General features: G+C 63.0%; 13 protein-coding genes and 1 pseudogene. 3 read left to right on the top strand and 11 right to left on the bottom strand.

What is annotated here, in order from left to right; translation table 11 throughout:
- The first annotated feature begins 329 nt into the window (after positions 1-329).
- On the top strand, positions 330-1373 hold the full coding sequence (locus AC1DD3_RS09920; RefSeq protein ID WP_476881533.1) for an NAD(P)-dependent alcohol dehydrogenase: 1044 nt from the start codon (positions 330-332) through the stop codon (positions 1371-1373).
- On the opposite strand, the gene AC1DD3_RS09925 is transcribed toward AC1DD3_RS09920, so the two are convergent.
- The 9 genes and pseudogenes from AC1DD3_RS09925 to AC1DD3_RS09965 form a co-directional block, all read right to left on the bottom strand.
- A complete protein-coding gene (locus AC1DD3_RS09925) occupies positions 1337-1582 on the bottom strand; it encodes a hypothetical protein (RefSeq protein ID WP_476881534.1) in 246 nt (81 codons plus the stop codon). The genes AC1DD3_RS09920 and AC1DD3_RS09925 overlap by 37 nt on opposite strands.
- 157 nt (positions 1583-1739) lie before the next feature.
- Complete coding sequence (locus AC1DD3_RS09930) at positions 1740-1991, bottom strand: hypothetical protein (protein ID WP_476881535.1); 252 nt, start codon at positions 1989-1991, stop codon at positions 1740-1742.
- 1074 nt (positions 1992-3065) lie between these two features.
- Positions 3066-3530, bottom strand: coding sequence for a type II 3-dehydroquinate dehydratase (locus tag AC1DD3_RS09935; protein WP_476881583.1), 465 nt, complete (start codon positions 3528-3530; stop codon positions 3066-3068).
- 33 nt (positions 3531-3563) lie between these two features.
- A pseudogene (locus AC1DD3_RS09940) lies at positions 3564-3770 on the bottom strand (LacI family DNA-binding transcriptional regulator); the annotation flags it as partial.
- An 88-nt stretch (positions 3771-3858) separates the two neighbouring features.
- Positions 3859-4872: a UDP-glucose 4-epimerase GalE gene (gene galE, locus AC1DD3_RS09945; RefSeq protein ID WP_476881536.1), complete on the bottom strand. Its 1014-nt coding sequence runs from the start codon at positions 4870-4872 to the stop codon at positions 3859-3861.
- Between the two features lie 97 nt (positions 4873-4969).
- Positions 4970-7174, bottom strand: coding sequence for an alpha-galactosidase (locus AC1DD3_RS09950; protein ID WP_476881537.1), 2205 nt, complete (start codon positions 7172-7174; stop codon positions 4970-4972).
- A 93-nt stretch (positions 7175-7267) separates the two neighbouring features.
- On the bottom strand, positions 7268-8614 hold the full coding sequence (locus AC1DD3_RS09955) for an ABC transporter substrate-binding protein (RefSeq protein ID WP_476881538.1): 1347 nt from the start codon (positions 8612-8614) through the stop codon (positions 7268-7270).
- 74 nt (positions 8615-8688) lie between these two features.
- Complete coding sequence (locus tag AC1DD3_RS09960) at positions 8689-9591, bottom strand: carbohydrate ABC transporter permease (protein WP_476881539.1); 903 nt, start codon at positions 9589-9591, stop codon at positions 8689-8691.
- Between the two features lie 12 nt (positions 9592-9603).
- Positions 9604-10548 carry a carbohydrate ABC transporter permease gene (locus tag AC1DD3_RS09965; protein WP_476881584.1) on the bottom strand — a complete coding sequence of 315 codons (945 nt, stop codon included), beginning with the start codon at positions 10546-10548 and terminating at the stop codon, positions 9604-9606.
- A 193-nt stretch (positions 10549-10741) separates the two neighbouring features.
- Here AC1DD3_RS09965 and AC1DD3_RS09970 point away from each other — a divergent pair, with 193 nt between their 5' ends.
- Complete coding sequence (locus AC1DD3_RS09970) at positions 10742-11944, top strand: Gfo/Idh/MocA family protein (protein WP_476881540.1); 1203 nt, start codon at positions 10742-10744, stop codon at positions 11942-11944.
- A 14-nt stretch (positions 11945-11958) separates the two neighbouring features.
- Complete coding sequence (locus AC1DD3_RS09975; protein ID WP_476881541.1) at positions 11959-12978, top strand: LacI family DNA-binding transcriptional regulator; 1020 nt, start codon at positions 11959-11961, stop codon at positions 12976-12978.
- A 240-nt stretch (positions 12979-13218) separates the two neighbouring features.
- On the opposite strand, the gene AC1DD3_RS09980 is transcribed toward AC1DD3_RS09975, so the two are convergent.
- Both AC1DD3_RS09980 and AC1DD3_RS09985 read right to left on the bottom strand, forming a co-directional pair.
- The gene (locus AC1DD3_RS09980) at positions 13219-13515 is read right to left on the bottom strand and encodes a hypothetical protein (protein WP_476881542.1); all 297 of its coding nucleotides are present in this window, start codon (positions 13513-13515) and stop codon (positions 13219-13221) included.
- 349 nt (positions 13516-13864) lie between these two features.
- The gene (locus AC1DD3_RS09985; protein ID WP_476881543.1) at positions 13865-14842 is read right to left on the bottom strand and encodes an ornithine cyclodeaminase family protein; all 978 of its coding nucleotides are present in this window, start codon (positions 14840-14842) and stop codon (positions 13865-13867) included.
- Positions 14843-14883 lie beyond the last annotated feature (41 nt).

Genomic DNA, 14883 nt, shown 5'->3' on the forward strand with positions numbered 1-14883 from the left:
GTTTGTCCCCCCTATAAACGCAGTCTTCTTCAGGCTTTATGGACGCGGTCTCATTGATAAAGACATCATCGATGGCAACGAGGAGCTTTTATGACGGCGGAATCCCATACCCCCTCCGGAAGGTTGGCCCTGCTGCTGCGCCTTTTCGCAGGGTCGTCCGATGTCACTTTCCGCTCCGGGCAGCGTCGTCTGCCCGCCACCAGTTCTCGGATGCTCTTTAAGCCCTTCAGTCTTCGCCGTTGGGACTTCTCACCAAAATTTCTCGTCGGCAACTGAGCCATTTGGATGTCAAGAACCAAACCAGTCCGCCACACAACAACAGGAGAATCATGCTTACTGTCAAAGCCTATGCAGCACCGTCCGCCACCGGAGATCTGGTGCCCATCACGATCGAACGACGGACTCCCGGCCCCCACGATGTCCTCATTGACATCGATTACGCCGGAATTTGCCATTCCGACATCCACACCGTCCGCGGTGACTGGGGTCCGGTCACGTACCCTCAGGTCGTAGGCCACGAAATCGTCGGCCACGTCGCCGACATCGGATCCGCCGTCACTAAACACAAGGTCGGGGACCGAGTGGGCGTCGGCTGCGAAGCCGGGTCGTGCGGTGAGTGCGCACAGTGCGTCAAGGGTGAAGAGGTGTACTGCCTGAAGGGCAACGTGCAGACATACAACGGTGTCGACGGTGACGGCTCGATCACTCAGGGCGGGTATTCGCAGGCGATCGTCGTGAATGAGGACTTCGTGCTCAGTGTTCCTGAGTCCCTGGACCTTGAGAAGGTCGCACCGTTGCTGTGCGCTGGCGTCACGCTTTACTCACCGCTGAAGCACTGGAACGCCGGACCGGGTACGAAGGTCGCGATCATCGGCATGGGTGGGCTCGGCCACGTCGGTGTGAAACTGGCCCACGCCCTTGGCACGGAAGTCACTGTGCTGTCCCGGACTCTGGCGAAGCAGGAAGACGGCCTGAAACTCGGCGCAGACCACTACTACGCCACCAGCGAGCCGGCGACGTTTGAGAAGCTGGCAGGTGAGTTCGACTTGATCCTGAACACCGTGTCGGCAGGGTTGGATTACAACCAGTACGTCAACCTCCTCGCCGTCGACGGCACCCTCGTAATCCTAGGCGCCCCGAGCGAGCCCGTGTCAGTCGATGCCATGTCGCTCGTGGCAGCGCGGCGCAGTATCGCCGGTTCGGCTAACGGCGGTATCCCTATCACCCAGGAGATGCTGGACTTCTGCGCCGAGCACAACATCCTTCCCGAGACGGAACTGATTAAAGCCTCGCAAATCAATGAGGCTTACGGGCGGGTCCTCGCCTCGGACGTGCGCTACCGCTTCGTGATCGACGCGAAGACATTCGCCTGAGCGCCGGCCGGCGAAAACAGGACACAGTGAACGGATGGCGGGTTCCCGACGCTGTCGTATTTTTCACTGGCCGGGACCAGACCGCACTTGATGACGGCAAAGGCTTCTAGAAGGCCGCTGCCGCGGAAACCGGTGGGGCCTTCTTCGTGCTGGTCTCCGCCTTTGCCGGCATCGAGCGTGCTGACGGTGTCGGTGAAGGCGTCGAACACTACTTCGAGGTGACACGGGTGCAGAATTCTATTCGCCTCGCACGGAACGAAAGTGGGTCATCGTCCGACCGGGACACCGCCTCGGCGCGGGCGATGGGCTGATTGCGGCCGGGCTCGCGCTGCGGGAGAGCGACATCCGAACAGGTGATCGATGACCCTAGCCGGCCAGGTTGGCGGTCCATCCAATGACCGGCAGAAGGTCAGCAGCAATCTGCTGGACGCTGCGGTTGTCCGTGGGGCAGCGATGGACCCACTGTGGCGTCAAGCGATCCAGTTCCCCGGCAGCGGCTTTGCTGCGGTCTAGATGTTCCTGAAAGTCACTGCCCTGGATGCGCCGGCGCAGACGCGCCGATGATGTCTCATCGTTGGCGGTAAGCAGAACAGCAGTAATTTTGGGTTCATCTCCCATGGCGGCGGCCAATTCCTGGGTGATCGGACGCTGACTGTGTTGGTGTAGATCATCCGCCGGTAGCCAAGGGCGCGGTAGTTTGCCCAGATCGCTGTCAGATTCCGCTCAGCCAGACGGTGTTCCCTAGGGTGGGGGAAGGCCAGATCGAGGCTGTCCCCTTCGATCAGGCAATGTTTGATGTTCAGAGCGGCGAGCTGAGCATGGAGTTCAAACGCCACGGAACTCTTCCCAACGCCAGACCGGCCACCTATGAAGAGAACCTCACTCCGCATATTCATCTCCCGAGTATCGTCGATAAGCCACCCGGAGGATGAACCGTTCCGGATCGCAGAGGGCCGCACTTGCAGGACGGGGTAGGAATGGCCCGGTGGGATGGCTGGATCTCTCCGCGGGCACAGCCGCAGAGGTGATCGGCACGTCGTCCTGACGGGCGCAAAGGAGATTCGAGGTTCGACAAGTCACCACAGGTAAGGTTCCTCAAACGGAACCACCGACCCGGTTCAAGCGGTAATCTAACCGCCATGTCCATCAGAGTCTAGCCAAGGGGTATAAGCGACGCCCGCAGGAAACCCGCAACGTACGCTGGCTGAGCGTCCTTCATCAGGTACCAGGACTCCCCACCGCTCATTCCAAAGATCTGCCTGATGGGCTGGCGGGAGGCCGGGTGTCCTCACCGGAGCCCACCGCTGTCCTGCTATCCCTGGTGCTCGGACTCTTGTTCGTGCGTGAGGCCGTATGGGACTTGGTCGCTCAGTTCCAGCACGTAAAGGTCCGGCTGGCGCCTCGTTGCCAATATGCCATGTGTTCCGTTGCAGATGGCGGCCGCCCGCAAATCCCTCTCTGCGGCATTCAAGAGGTCCTCGAGCTGGCTACGGCTTGAAATTTGTACTTCTCGGCGTTGATGTTGAAGAGCCATTCTGGTCATTGTCCTTCTGGATTTATTTCCCACCCGTTTGTCTGCCTGCTGGGCCACGGATTTTCTCGATCGGCGAGATGACGACAGAGGGCCGGGAGGGGGCGGTGATGGCCGGGAGCGGCGGGCAGATCTTGTGCCCGCCTAACGGTGACTTGTGGCTAGACGGCTGTGCTCAGATAGTCGATGGCCAGTTTGTAGCCGTGGATGCCGGCGCCGGAGATCACGACGGTGTATGTGGAGGGTGGAGGGGAGATGTTGATTTTTTCCCTGCGGTAGTAGTCGTTGTTGATGTGGATTTCGACGGCGGGTACGTGTGCGGAGGCCAGCGCAAGGTGCAGCTCGGTTGAGGCGGGACTGAGGCCGCCTGTGTTGATGACAATCCCGACGGCCGATGCAGCGGCGGCCCGAACGGTATCCAGCATGCCGGCTTCATTGCAGTACTTTATGCATGCGGTGAAGCCGTGTGCCGACGCAACCGACTGGACGAGGCGCTCGATCTCGGCTGGTGCAGGCGCGGGGCGTTCTTCGGATTTGCCTGTGCCGCTCAAGTGCCCGTTGACAACGAGGATGGTCCCCCTGCTGGCTGAGGGCCGGTGAACGGAAGCGTCGAAGGGGTCAGCCATGGGGGATCTGGCGGCGTTCGTAGCAGGAGGTTCAAACCGGTTCAGCTGCTCAGAGAGGGTGGCCCTCGGGGTGCCCCGTCCCCGTGCAAGCTCCGATGCTGCGGAAGAAGCAACGTAGCCTAGGTTGGCTGCGGCAGCCAGGATTTTTTGTCGCGTGGGTTGTGAGACGTGTGGGAGTCCGCGCACGGCACGCGAGACGGTGGCGGTCGATACGCCGGCGGCGGCCGCGACGTCTCGGATGCTTGTGGCATGTAGGGATTGGTCCGGATGTGCCTTCGCCGCCCCGGCGGCCGTGTGATCGCCCGCGTTGGTCATGGGGGTCTTCGACCTAGCCGGCATAGCCATTGGGGTTGTTTTTCTGCCAGCGCCAGTGGTCCTCGCACATCTGGTCTACGGTCTTGGTGGTGGACCAGCTGAGGTCGGCAAGGGCGGACGTGGCATCAGCCCAGAACGCGGGAAGGTCGCCGCCGCGGCGTGCGGTCATTTCGGATGGGATGGGCTGGCCCACGGCTTTTTCGAAGGACCGCAGGATCTCCAGCACCGAGGAGCCTTTGCCTGAGCCGAGGTTCCAGCGGAACACCCCGGTGCGGTCGGCCACGTGTTTCAGGGCTGCAACGTGGCCTTCGGCCAGGTCGACGACGTGGATGTAGTCGCGCAGGCACGTGCCGTCCGGAGTGTCGTAGTCGCCGCCGAACACCATGAGCTTGTCGCGGCGTCCCACGGCCACCTGGGCGATGAAGGGCACGAGGTTGTTGGGTATGCCCTGGGGGTCTTCGCCGATGCGGCCTGAGGGGTGTGCGCCCACCGGGTTGAAGTAGCGCAGCAGGGCGATGTGCCAGCGGGTGTCGGCGTCGCCGAGGTCTGTGAGGATGTCCTCGATCTGTTCCTTGGTGCGGCCGTAGGGGTTGTTGGCGCCGATTTCCATCTTTTCGACGTAGGGGATGGGATTGTGTTCCCCATACACGGTGGCGGACGAGCTGAAGACCAACGAGCGGACGTCGTGCCAGTCCATGATACGGATCAGGTTCAGCGTGCCTACAAGGTTGTTGTAGTAGTACTTGAGTGATTCGCGGACTGACTCACCCACGGCTTTGAGCCCGGCGAAGTGGATCACAGCGTCGATGGCGTTGGCGGCGAAGACGCTTTCCACCGCGGCCTCGTCTGTCAGGTCAACGTTGTGGAACTCAGCAGTCCTGCCGGTGAGCTCGGCAACCCGGCGGAGCGATTCCTCACTGGAGTTCACGAGGTTGTCGATGACCACCACGTCATGGCCGGCTTCCAGCAGGGACAGAACTGTGTGGGAGCCGATGTATCCGGTGCCACCTGTGACCAGTATTCTCATATGCCTTCCTCTGCCTGGGCGAAGACCGCCCCGATGTCCCGGCAACCCCTGAGAGGTGGGGAACGGCGGGGCAGTCTTCAATTGGTTTTGTCGACCGCTAGAGCGCCGTGAATCTCAGCAGCAGGGCGTGTTCCGGGTTGAGGACCGGCATGGGCAGCCCGACCTCGGCCAGGAAGCTGCCGCTGGCCTCGGCCCCTGAAGCCAGCCAGACCGGCGGCTGGGCCTGCGTGAACGTGTGGGCATAGTCGGCGTCGCTGGGCGCGGGGAAGATGGCCTCCACGCGGTAGTTCCGTGCTGCCTCCAGTCCTGGAACGGTGATCCGTCCGGGCTGCTCGGCAAACGACGTCCGCGTGCTCACGAGGGCGAACAGCGCCGCGGTCGTGCCCGGTGCGGCGGGATCCGCCGCCGCGGCATCCGCAACAACACCGTGCAGCATCAGCGAGTCGTCGGGAACGTCCGCGCGGACCATCCGTCCGCTGTGGATAAGCCCGCGGTGCTCCTTGTAAATCCCGATGAAGCGCTTGAGTTCGTCGCGTTCCGCCCCCTGCACCTGCCGGACGTCCCATTCCATGCCGAAGTGCCCAAACAGCGCCGTGATGGCGCGGAATGACAGATCGTGCGTGCGGGCCGTGGTGTGGGAGGTGGTGGGGCCGATGTGGCCGCCCACGAGCTCCGGCGGGACCACCAGGCCGGTCCAGCGCTGGATGGTCTGGCGCTCAAGGGCATCGTTGCAGTCTGAGGCCCAGATCCGGTCCGTCCGCTCCAGGATGCCCAGGTCCACGCGGGCACCGCCGGAGGAGCAGCTTTCAATCTCGACGCCGGGATGGGCCTTTCGGAGTTCGTCGAACAGCCGGTAGGCGGCGAGCGTCTGTTCGTGGACGGAGGAGCGGCCGCCGTGGCCGTGCTCCAAATGGTCCCGGTTCTGGTCCCATTTGAGGTAGCTGATGTTGTTTTCGCGCAGCAGGGCATCGATTCGTTCGTAGATGTATTGCCAGGCGGCGGGGTTTGCGAGGTCGATGATGTGCTGGTGCCGCCATTCCAGGGGCAGGCGTCCGCCGTCCTTGTAGCTCTGGACCGAAGGTCCCACGATCCATTCCGGGTGTGCCCGGACGGTGTCGGAGTCCAGGTTGACCATTTCCGGTTCCACCCAGAGTCCGAATTCCATCCCGCGCGATGTCACGGCATCGATCAGCGGTGTGAGCCCGTTGGGCCAGAGCGTCTCGTCCACGTACCAGTCACCCAGGCCGGCGTGGTCGTCGCGGCGGCCGCGGAACCAGCCGTCGTCGAGGACGAAGCGCTCGACGCCGAGGTCGGCGGCGGAATCGGCCAGTTCGATGAGCGTGGACAGGTCGTGGTCGAAGTAGACCGCTTCCCAGGTGTTGAGCACCACCGGGCGCGGTTTTCCGGTTCCGGCATTGGCAGAAGCCGCGGGCAGGACATGGTGCGGGCGGGAACGGAACCAGCTGTAGAACGCCTCGCTGATCCCGTCCAGGCCGCGGTCAGAATAGGCCGCGAAGAGTGCCGGCGTGGTGTAGCTTCCGCCCGGTTGGAGGATCACTTCGGCCGGTCCCAGGAGCTCCGAGCCGCCGATCATGGTGCGGCCGTCGCCGATGGTGTCGGCGAACTGTTCGTGGTTGCCGCTCCAGGCCAGGTGCGTGGCCCAGACTTTCCCGTGCCGGTTGCCGAAGCCGGCGGTGCCGGCGGCGAAGAGCAGCGAGGAATCATGCCCGGTGCGGCCGTGCCGGCCGGTGCGGACCCAGGTGCCCTGCTGGATGGGGCGGCGCTGCGGGTGGCGTTCCCGGCACCAGCGTCCGGTCAGGTCAAGGAGTTCGACGGCGTCCGGAGCCACCGGGAGGACAGTGGCAAGTTCGTCGACTTGGAACGGGGAGGTGCCGGAGTTGGTGACGGTGTGGCGCAGTTCCAGCAGGCCGCCGTCGTGCAGGGCGAGCGTGGACTCCACGGTGATGCCGGCGTCGGCATCCTCCTGGGTGATGACGGCGGAGTTGCCGTTCACGGCCGAATGCAGGGCGCGCAGGCGGACGGAGAAGTCGAGGCCCGAGGCGCCGTCGGCAATCCGGTGGCCGCGAAGGGCGGGACGGCCGCGCCAACTGGACGATGTTTGCGGCAGGAGGCCGGCGGGCACGGTGGCGTCGACGGCGGAGGGCGGGATCGCTTCAGTGAGAATGGCGAGGTCCGGCAGGGCGGTGCCAAGTTCGGCGCCCCAGTGGATGACCTCGGCTTCTCCGCTGTCGAAGCTGATCACCAGGCTGGTGCCGGCGGAACGGAGGTGGAGGGGGTCCATAAATGCTGTCCTTCTGCGTGGTGGGGGAGTAGGTGGGGCTGCGCGCCACGGGGAAAACGATGCCCGCGGCGCGCAGCCGGTGTAGCGGATGGCCTACTTGAAGAGGGCGTTGACCTTCTCGTTGGCCTGGCCCAGGGTGCTGGCGTCCTTCTTGCCGGACAGCACAGCGTCCATTGCGGGGCCCATGAGCCCATCGACCTTCGCCGCGTTCTCGGTAATGGGGAAGAGGAAGGTCGTGCTGTCCTTGACGTGCGTGGTGAAGGCGCTGACGTCGATGCCCTTGGCCTTGAAGGCAGCTGCGGCCTTCTCGGAGGAGGTCTTGATGGCGGGGAAGACGACGGCCTTGGAGGCCACGACGTCCTGGCAGGCGCTGGAGGCCAGGTACTCGACCCACTTCAGGGAAGCAGCCGGGTTCTTAGTGCCGGCGTAGACGGAGTCGGCCAGGCCGTTGAACATGGACGCGCGCTTTCCCTCAGGTCCCTTGGGGGTCGGGGCGATGCCGGTTTCGATGCCCTTGTAGCTGGTGTACTGACCGATCATCCAGGAGCCGTTGGTGTTGATGGCTGCCTTCCCGGCGCCGAAGGCATCAGCAACGCTGGCGCCCACAGTGGTTTCCAGCTTGGGCATGTAGCCCTTGTCGGCCAGACCCTTCCACCAGTTGATGGTTTCCTGGAACTTGGGATCGTCGTAGTTGAACTTCGTGCCCCACGGATTCTTGTCCGTGTGGGTCCAGCCGGTGGTCGCGGTGAGGAAGCTCCACTGGGTCTGGCCCTGGCCGTTGCCGGAGTTTTCCAGGCCGAGGCCGTAGACGGCCACATTGTTCTTGTCGAAGCCTGGCTCGTCGCCGCGCTTGCCGCTCTTGTCCACGCTCAGGTGGGCGATGGCCTTTTCGTAGCTGCCGCCGTCCTGCGGGTTCCAATCCAGGTTTCCGAGCTGTTCGTCCGTGTAGCCGGCGTCCTTGACGAGCTTCTTGTTGTAGAACATCGCGACGGTGTCCCAGTCCTTCGGCAGTCCGTAGCGCTTGCCGTCCTGGCCAACCCACAGGTCCGCGAGGCCCTCGTTGTAGACGTCCAGCTTGACCCCGTCCTTCTTGACGGCGTCGTCGAGTGCCAGGAGCTGCTTCTTGGCGGCGAATTCGGGGTACTTGGACAGGTGGTCGGCGAAGACGTCCGGGGCGTTTCCTGCCACGAAGCCGTTGGTCAGAGTGGTCCAGTAATCGCCCCAGCCGCGCTGGGTGATTTTGACCTTAATGTCCGGGTTTGCCTTGGTGAAATCCGCGGCGCACTGCTTGTAGGCCGGGAGCTGGTTGGCATCCCACATCCAATAGTTGATGTCGCCCTTGGCCTCACCCGCGGTGGCGGAGGGGGATCCCCCGCCGCAGGCGGAGAGGGAGATGGCGATGGCTGCGGCGGCAGCGACGGCGCCGAGGGTTTTCTTCATGATTGGCCTTTCGAAGAGGGCAGGAGGTTGCCCGGAGTGGAGTGTGTGGAGGGTGAGCGGTTGGGGTTAGCGGTCTATTTGATGCCGGAGAATCCGATGGAGTTGACCACCTTTTTGCCGAAGGCAAGGAACAGGATGAGGATGGGCACTGCCGCAACGATGGTGGCGGCCATGAGTCCGGACCAGTCCGGGGCGCCCTGGGGGGCCTGGGACTTAAAGACGCTCAGGCCCACGGTGAGGACGCGGACGTTTTCGTCATTGCCCACCAGCAGTGGCCAGAAGTATTCGTTCCATTGGCCGATGAAGGTCAGTAGCGCGAGGGTGGCCATTGGTGCGGCGGCGTTGGGCAGGACGATCTGGAAGAAGATGCGCAGGTGCTTGGCGCCGTCGAGCATGGCTGCCTCCTCCACTTCGCGGGACATGCTCAGGAAGAACTGCCGCAGGAAGAAGATGGCGAACGCGGACATAAACAGGAAAGGCAGTGTTAGGCCGGCAAACGTGTTCAGCAGTCCTAGGTTCTTGATGAGCAGGAAGTTGGGCAGGGCGGTGAAGATCCCCGGAATCATCATGGTGGCCAGGAACACGGAGAAGACCTTGTCCCGTCCGGGCCAGCGGAGCCGGGCGAAGGCGTAAGCGGCAAGTGCGCTGAAAAAGACCTGGGCTGCGGTAGTGACGGTGGAAAAAATTATCGAGTTGCGCAGGTACAGCCAGAAGTCGATGGCTGCCCCGGAACCTCCGTCGGCGAGGGCCTCCTCGGTGGTCTGCATTCCAAAGACACGCTTGAAAGCGCCCCAGGAGAAGTCCGCCGGCAGGAGGTTCCCGGAGTTGGAGGCCAGCGAGTGGTTGCTGGAGAGGGCCGTGCGAAGCATCCAGAGGAACGGGAAGATGGTGATGGCCAGGGCCAGGGCGATGATGGCCCACGCCCCGATGCGGTGCCAGTCGAGGGCTTTGCGGGTGGTGAGGGTTTGAGTGGTCATGGCAGGGGTTCCTTAGTCCAGATCCGATTCGTTGCCCTTGAGGAACTTCATCTGGATGAAGGCCACGAGTGCGAGGATCACGAAGAGAATGACGGACAGGGCGGAGGCGTAGCCGAAGTCCGATTCGCCGAAGGCTTTTTGGTAGATGTACATCTGGATGACGCGGGTGGCGTTGACCGGACCGCCGCCGGTGGTGACCGCGACGGTGTCGAAGACCTGGAACGACCCGATGACGGTGACCACCAGGACCAGTGCCAGGACCGGGCGAAGGAGCGGCATGGTAATGCTCCAGAACGTCCTGGTGGGCGACGCCCCGTCCAGCGAGGCCACTTCGTAGACGTGGTGGGGGATGGCCTGGAGGCCGGCGAAGATCAGCAGGGCGGTGTAGCCCATGTGGCGCCAGACGTTCACGAAGGCGATGGTGGGGATGGCCCACTGTTCACTGCCGAAGAAGGCAATGCGGGGGAGTCCCATCCAGCTGATGATCTCGTTGACGATGCCCAGCTGATAGTCGAGCATCCAGAACCACAGCAGGGCAACGATCACGTTGGCTACCAGGAACGGAAGCAGCAGGGCGCCACGGATGAACGTGGACTTGGCCACGCGGTGCATCAGCAGCGCCAGGCCGAGGGCGATGACTGTCTGGAAGACGATGTTGATGGCGACGTACTGGACGGTTACAGCCAGCGCGTTCCAGAACAGTTCGTCCTGGAAGATCGCCGTGTAGTTGTCGATCCCGATCCATTCGGGCTCTCCGAGCAGGCTGTACTCGGTGAAGCTCAGGTAGACGCCGCGGATGGTCGGGACCAGACAAAAGGCAACGAGGCCGATCATCGCCGGGAGGATGAACAGCAGCGCGACTTTGAGGTCACGCAGTTTGGTCATGGCACGGACCCGCTTGGAACCCTGCGGCGCCTTGTGCGCTGCGGTGGGTGGGTGCTTGGTAAGGGTGGTCATCATCGACCCTTCCTGAAGATGTGATGTGACTAACAATCGACACTGAATCTACACGTATAGAAGTAGATGGGCAACCCCACCGCCCGAACTTTAAGGCAAAATCCGTGTTTTCAGTGCTGGTGGTTGACGCGTGTAGATTAATTGCGGAAGATTTGAAGAACAAGTCAGCGCACTCAGAGGAGATAGAGGAACAATGACGTTTTCCATCGGAGTAGTGGGCGCGGGTCAGTTCGGTGGCCAGTTCGCGCATCTGTTCAACCTGCACCCGGGGGTGAGTGAAGTCTTCGTTGTCGATGAGCGGCCCGAACGGGCTGCGGAAGCGATCGAGCGGTATGGCCTTGCCGGCGCCAAAGGCAGCTTCGAGGAGCTCCTGGAGTCAGACGTCGACGCCGTCGCCATCTTCACCCAGCGATGGACCCACGGCCCGCTCGTGGAGCGGGCCCTCCGGGCCGGCAAGCACGTCTACTCGGCGGTGCCCATGGCGGTCTCCGAAGACGAAATTGCCCGCATCATCGATGCCGTCCGGGAGACCCGGAACGTCTACATGATGGGTGAGACCAGTTACTACAACCCGGCCACCGTCTACGCCCGGAAGCAACATGCCGACGGCAAATTCGGCCGGGTCTTCTACGCCGAGGGTGACTATGTCCACGACATGGATCTCGGCTTCTACGACGCCTACCAGTACAGCGGAGGTGATCGCTGGAAGGAAACCGCGAGCTACCCTCCCATGCTGTACCCGACCCATGCGATCGGCGGAGTCCTTGGCGCCATTCCCGCCCACGCCGTCAGCGTCAGCTGCGTCGGGGTGAAGGACGACCGCAAGGACGGCGTCTTCGACAAGGGCATCAGCATGTTCGACAACGACTTTTCCAACGCCACGGCCCTCTTCGAACTGAACGACGGCGGCGCGATGCGGACCAACGAGATGCGCCGCGTGGGCTACCCGTCCCACATCAGGGAGTCCCGGTTCAGGTTCTTTGGCACAGAGGCCAGCTTTGAACAGCTGGCCAGGGTTACCGTGTGGCAAGACAAGGCCAACGTCCACGACATTTCTGAACAGATGGAGTCCCGGCCCAGCATGTCCCTCGATGACCCCTCACTGGCCAACGTGGCGCCCGAGCTCCGCGATGCCTTCGTGTCGGGCCTTGCGCCCGTCCACGACAGCAGCCGCCTTCCGGAGGAATTCCAAGGAGCCCCGAACGGACACGAGGGCAGCCACCACTTCCTCGTTGATGACTTCGTCACGGCGGTCAATAACCGCGCGCTTCCGCCGGTCAACGCCTGGACCGCGGCACGGTTTACCCTGCCGGGCATCGTGGCCCACGAGTCCGCCCTCCGCGGCGGAGAACGCCTGCCTATCCGGGACTTTGGCGATGCGCCGGCCTCACTCTAGCTAGCATGGACCTCATGACAACTTCGGCAGTGCCCGCCCCGCGTACCCAGGTGACCCGCAAGGATGTTGCCCGGTACGCCGGGGTGAGCACCGCCGTCGTCAGTTACGTGGTCAACAAAGGTCCTAAGAAGGTCGCGCCGGCCACGGAAGCTAAAGTGCAGGAAGCCATCCGTCTCCTGGGGTACCGGCCCAACGCCGCAGCGCGGGCGTTGAAGCTGGGCTCGACCGAGACAATCGGCCTCATCATCCCGGACAATAGCAACCCGTTCTTCGCTTCGCTGGCCCGCGCGGTGGAGGACGCGGCAGCCGAGCTCGGTTACGCCCTCTTGCTGACTAACTCCGACGGGAACCTCGCCAAGGAACGCAGGAACCTTCGCAACCTCGCCGCCCGGCAGGTGGATGGCGTGATTTTGTCCAGCGTCCTGTTCGAGCCAGACCTCGCCGAACTTGCGTTCGACGAAATCCCAGCCGTGCTCCTGGACCATGATGCCGATACTCCCGGTTTCAACAGCGTGGGCGTGGACCGGGTCGCGGCTGCAAGATCCGCGGTGGAGCATCTCATCGGTCACGGACACACGAACATCGCCCTCGCCATGGGCACGAACACCGGTAACTTTTTTGACGGACGTGAACAGGGCTGGCTACAGGCCCTAGCCGAGGCAGGACTCCCCGAAGGCCCCATCGTACGCAGCTTTTTCACGCGCGACGGCGGCTACATCGCAGGCCAGCGGTTGCTGGCAGCAGCGAACCGGCCGACCGCGATTTTCGCCAGCTCGGACATGCAGGCCATTGGCGTCCTCCGTGCACTCCGGGAAGCCGGCCTGTCGGTGCCCGAGGACATGGCCCTGGCCTCATTCGACGGTTCCGCGGAGGCTGAGTACAGCTGGCCGCCACTGACCACGGTGGAACAGCCCGCGCAGGCCATGGCCGAAGCGGCCGTCACGGCACTTATCGGAGCTCGACGCGGAGAAAAGTCGGAGCACCGGACCTTCCCCACGCACCTGCGCGTCCGAAACTCCTGCGGCTGCCACTAAGGCACACTGCCAAAGACACCCTGCATACGCCCACCAGCCGGCATCGGCGGCAGGGCTCTCAAAGCTGAGACGAGGGATGCAGGGTAGCGGTGATCGAGGAAGTTGCCGCATTCCGGCCCGAGGTTAACCCATTTTCCCCTGAGAATCACAGCCCGGGACATGTGCTCTTCCCCGGCATGCTGCCGTCGTGCCCGCGGGGCAATGGTTGCGGTCCTGAGGTCAGCTGCTGATCCCCGGCCCCTATGCTGTAGTGCCGGCGGGGCTGCCGCGGAGCATGGCCTTGTAGAGAGCCTCGTGCCCGGGCGAGGGGGGCAGGGGGCCGCGGGCGGGGGCCTCGAAGGACTGAATCATCAGGGCCACGACACGTCGCCAGGCATCGGGTGCTGCGTCGCCGGTGGCGTTGACGACACCGGCATTGGCCATGTGCATCAGCACCAGGTCCGAGGGGGCGAAGTCCTCGCGCAGGCGGCCTGTGGCCTTGGCACGGTTGATGAGCCGCACCATCGCCTCGTATGCCTCGTTACGGCGCTGCTCCAAGGTTCCGAAACGCCGATAACGGATCTTCCGTCAAGCTAGCTGTTGTATGATCGGCTTCTTCGACGAGCTGCGCAGGCGGGGCGTCAATCTCCGTGTCTTGAACCTCGACGGCGGCAACGTCGACACCGGCACTCCGATGGGCAAGCACAGTGTTCACCGCCATGGCCGCGTTGGCGTAGATGGAGCTGGCGATCAAGCGGGAACGGATCCACGACAACCTGAGGAAGAAGCGTGCCGCCGGCAAGGACCTGGGCCGCCGATGGCAACAGACAGCGGAGAACAGGCCACACGAGTAGCCAAAGACCTGGAGTGTCGTGCGCCACCCTGTACGGGGCGCATTCATGAACTGTCATGAAACCAAGACAGAGTCGCTGACTTCCGAGGCGATTGCCTCGTAGGCAGCGGTGGCGATGGCTAGATCTTGCCAGGGCATGCCGGTGGTCTTTAGCACGGCGGGTCGCCCATGTGGGATGTGCTTAAGGCCGGACACGATGTCCGCCAGTGTGATGAGGCTTTCCGGGCCTTCGATCGCGCCAGATTCCATCGCCTGGATGATGTCGCCTGCTTCGAGCTGTGAAGTGCGTAGTGATTCGACGCAGATGCTCGCGTGTGCCATGAGGGCGTCATCCAGTTCGCGTCGTGCCGGTTCATGTGAGCCTATGGCGATGACGACTGCGGTTTCTTTTACCTGTGAACCGTCAAAGAGTGGCTCGGCTGAGCCGGTGCAACAGATGATCAGATCGGCATTCGCGACCTCTTCGGTGCTGCAGACCTTGGACTTTAGCCCGAGTCCGGCTGCGCGGGCAGACAATGACTTTGCAGCACCTGGGTTCCGCCCTACGATGCCGACATGGTTCAGTGTTAGTACGGTGCTGAAGGCCTTGATGTGTTCCCAGGCTTGTGGTCCGGTACCGAAAATCAGGAGATTCTTGGGCCCTGGTGAGGTCAGTCGTAAGGCGCCTAAGGCAGATACGGCGGGAGTGCGAATATTTGTCAGTGCCGTACCATCAAGGACCGCCAGCGGGCGCTGCTCCGCGCCGCCGAAAAGTGCGTAGAGGCCTTGAATCACGGGCCGGTTGGAGGATGCATTTTCGGGGCTTATGGTGAGCAGCTTCGTTCCTGTGTAGTTTCCCGAGGTGGAGGGCATCTGTAGGAAAAGCCCCCGGTCGGTCTTTAGACTCGAACGCAGGCCATCACGTTCAGGATCAAAGCCTGCCAAGAGGAAACTCTCGAGCAATTTGACGGCATCCGGGAAAGGGACAGCCCTTTGGATGTCACAGCTGCTGATAAAAACCGGAGCAGGAAAGGATGACGACTGGGGATTCATTGGCGTTCCTGGTTCTATTGTTCGCATGCTCTGGTTGGCGT

Source organism: Arthrobacter sp. 05T444 (assembly GCF_056395905.1).

Excerpts from the sequence above, each read along its gene's own strand:
- AC1DD3_RS09920 (WP_476881533.1), top strand. The coding sequence starts at position 330 with ATGCTTACTGTCAAAGCCTATGCAGCACCGTCCGCCACCGGAGATCTG.
- AC1DD3_RS09930 (WP_476881535.1), bottom strand. The coding sequence starts at position 1,991 with ATGGGAGATGAACCCAAAATTACTGCTGTTCTGCTTACCGCCAACGAT.
- AC1DD3_RS09935 (WP_476881583.1), bottom strand. The coding sequence starts at position 3,530 with ATGGCTGACCCCTTCGACGCTTCCGTTCACCGGCCCTCAGCCAGCAGG.
- galE (WP_476881536.1), bottom strand. The coding sequence starts at position 4,872 with ATGAGAATACTGGTCACAGGTGGCACCGGATACATCGGCTCCCACACA.
- AC1DD3_RS09950 (WP_476881537.1), bottom strand. The coding sequence starts at position 7,174 with ATGGACCCCCTCCACCTCCGTTCCGCCGGCACCAGCCTGGTGATCAGC.
- AC1DD3_RS09955 (WP_476881538.1), bottom strand. The coding sequence starts at position 8,614 with ATGAAGAAAACCCTCGGCGCCGTCGCTGCCGCCGCAGCCATCGCCATC.
- AC1DD3_RS09960 (WP_476881539.1), bottom strand. The coding sequence starts at position 9,591 with ATGACCACTCAAACCCTCACCACCCGCAAAGCCCTCGACTGGCACCGC.
- AC1DD3_RS09965 (WP_476881584.1), bottom strand. The coding sequence starts at position 10,548 with ATGACCACCCTTACCAAGCACCCACCCACCGCAGCGCACAAGGCGCCG.
- AC1DD3_RS09970 (WP_476881540.1), top strand. The coding sequence starts at position 10,742 with ATGACGTTTTCCATCGGAGTAGTGGGCGCGGGTCAGTTCGGTGGCCAG.
- AC1DD3_RS09975 (WP_476881541.1), top strand. The coding sequence starts at position 11,959 with ATGACAACTTCGGCAGTGCCCGCCCCGCGTACCCAGGTGACCCGCAAG.
- AC1DD3_RS09985 (WP_476881543.1), bottom strand. The coding sequence starts at position 14,842 with ATGAATCCCCAGTCGTCATCCTTTCCTGCTCCGGTTTTTATCAGCAGC.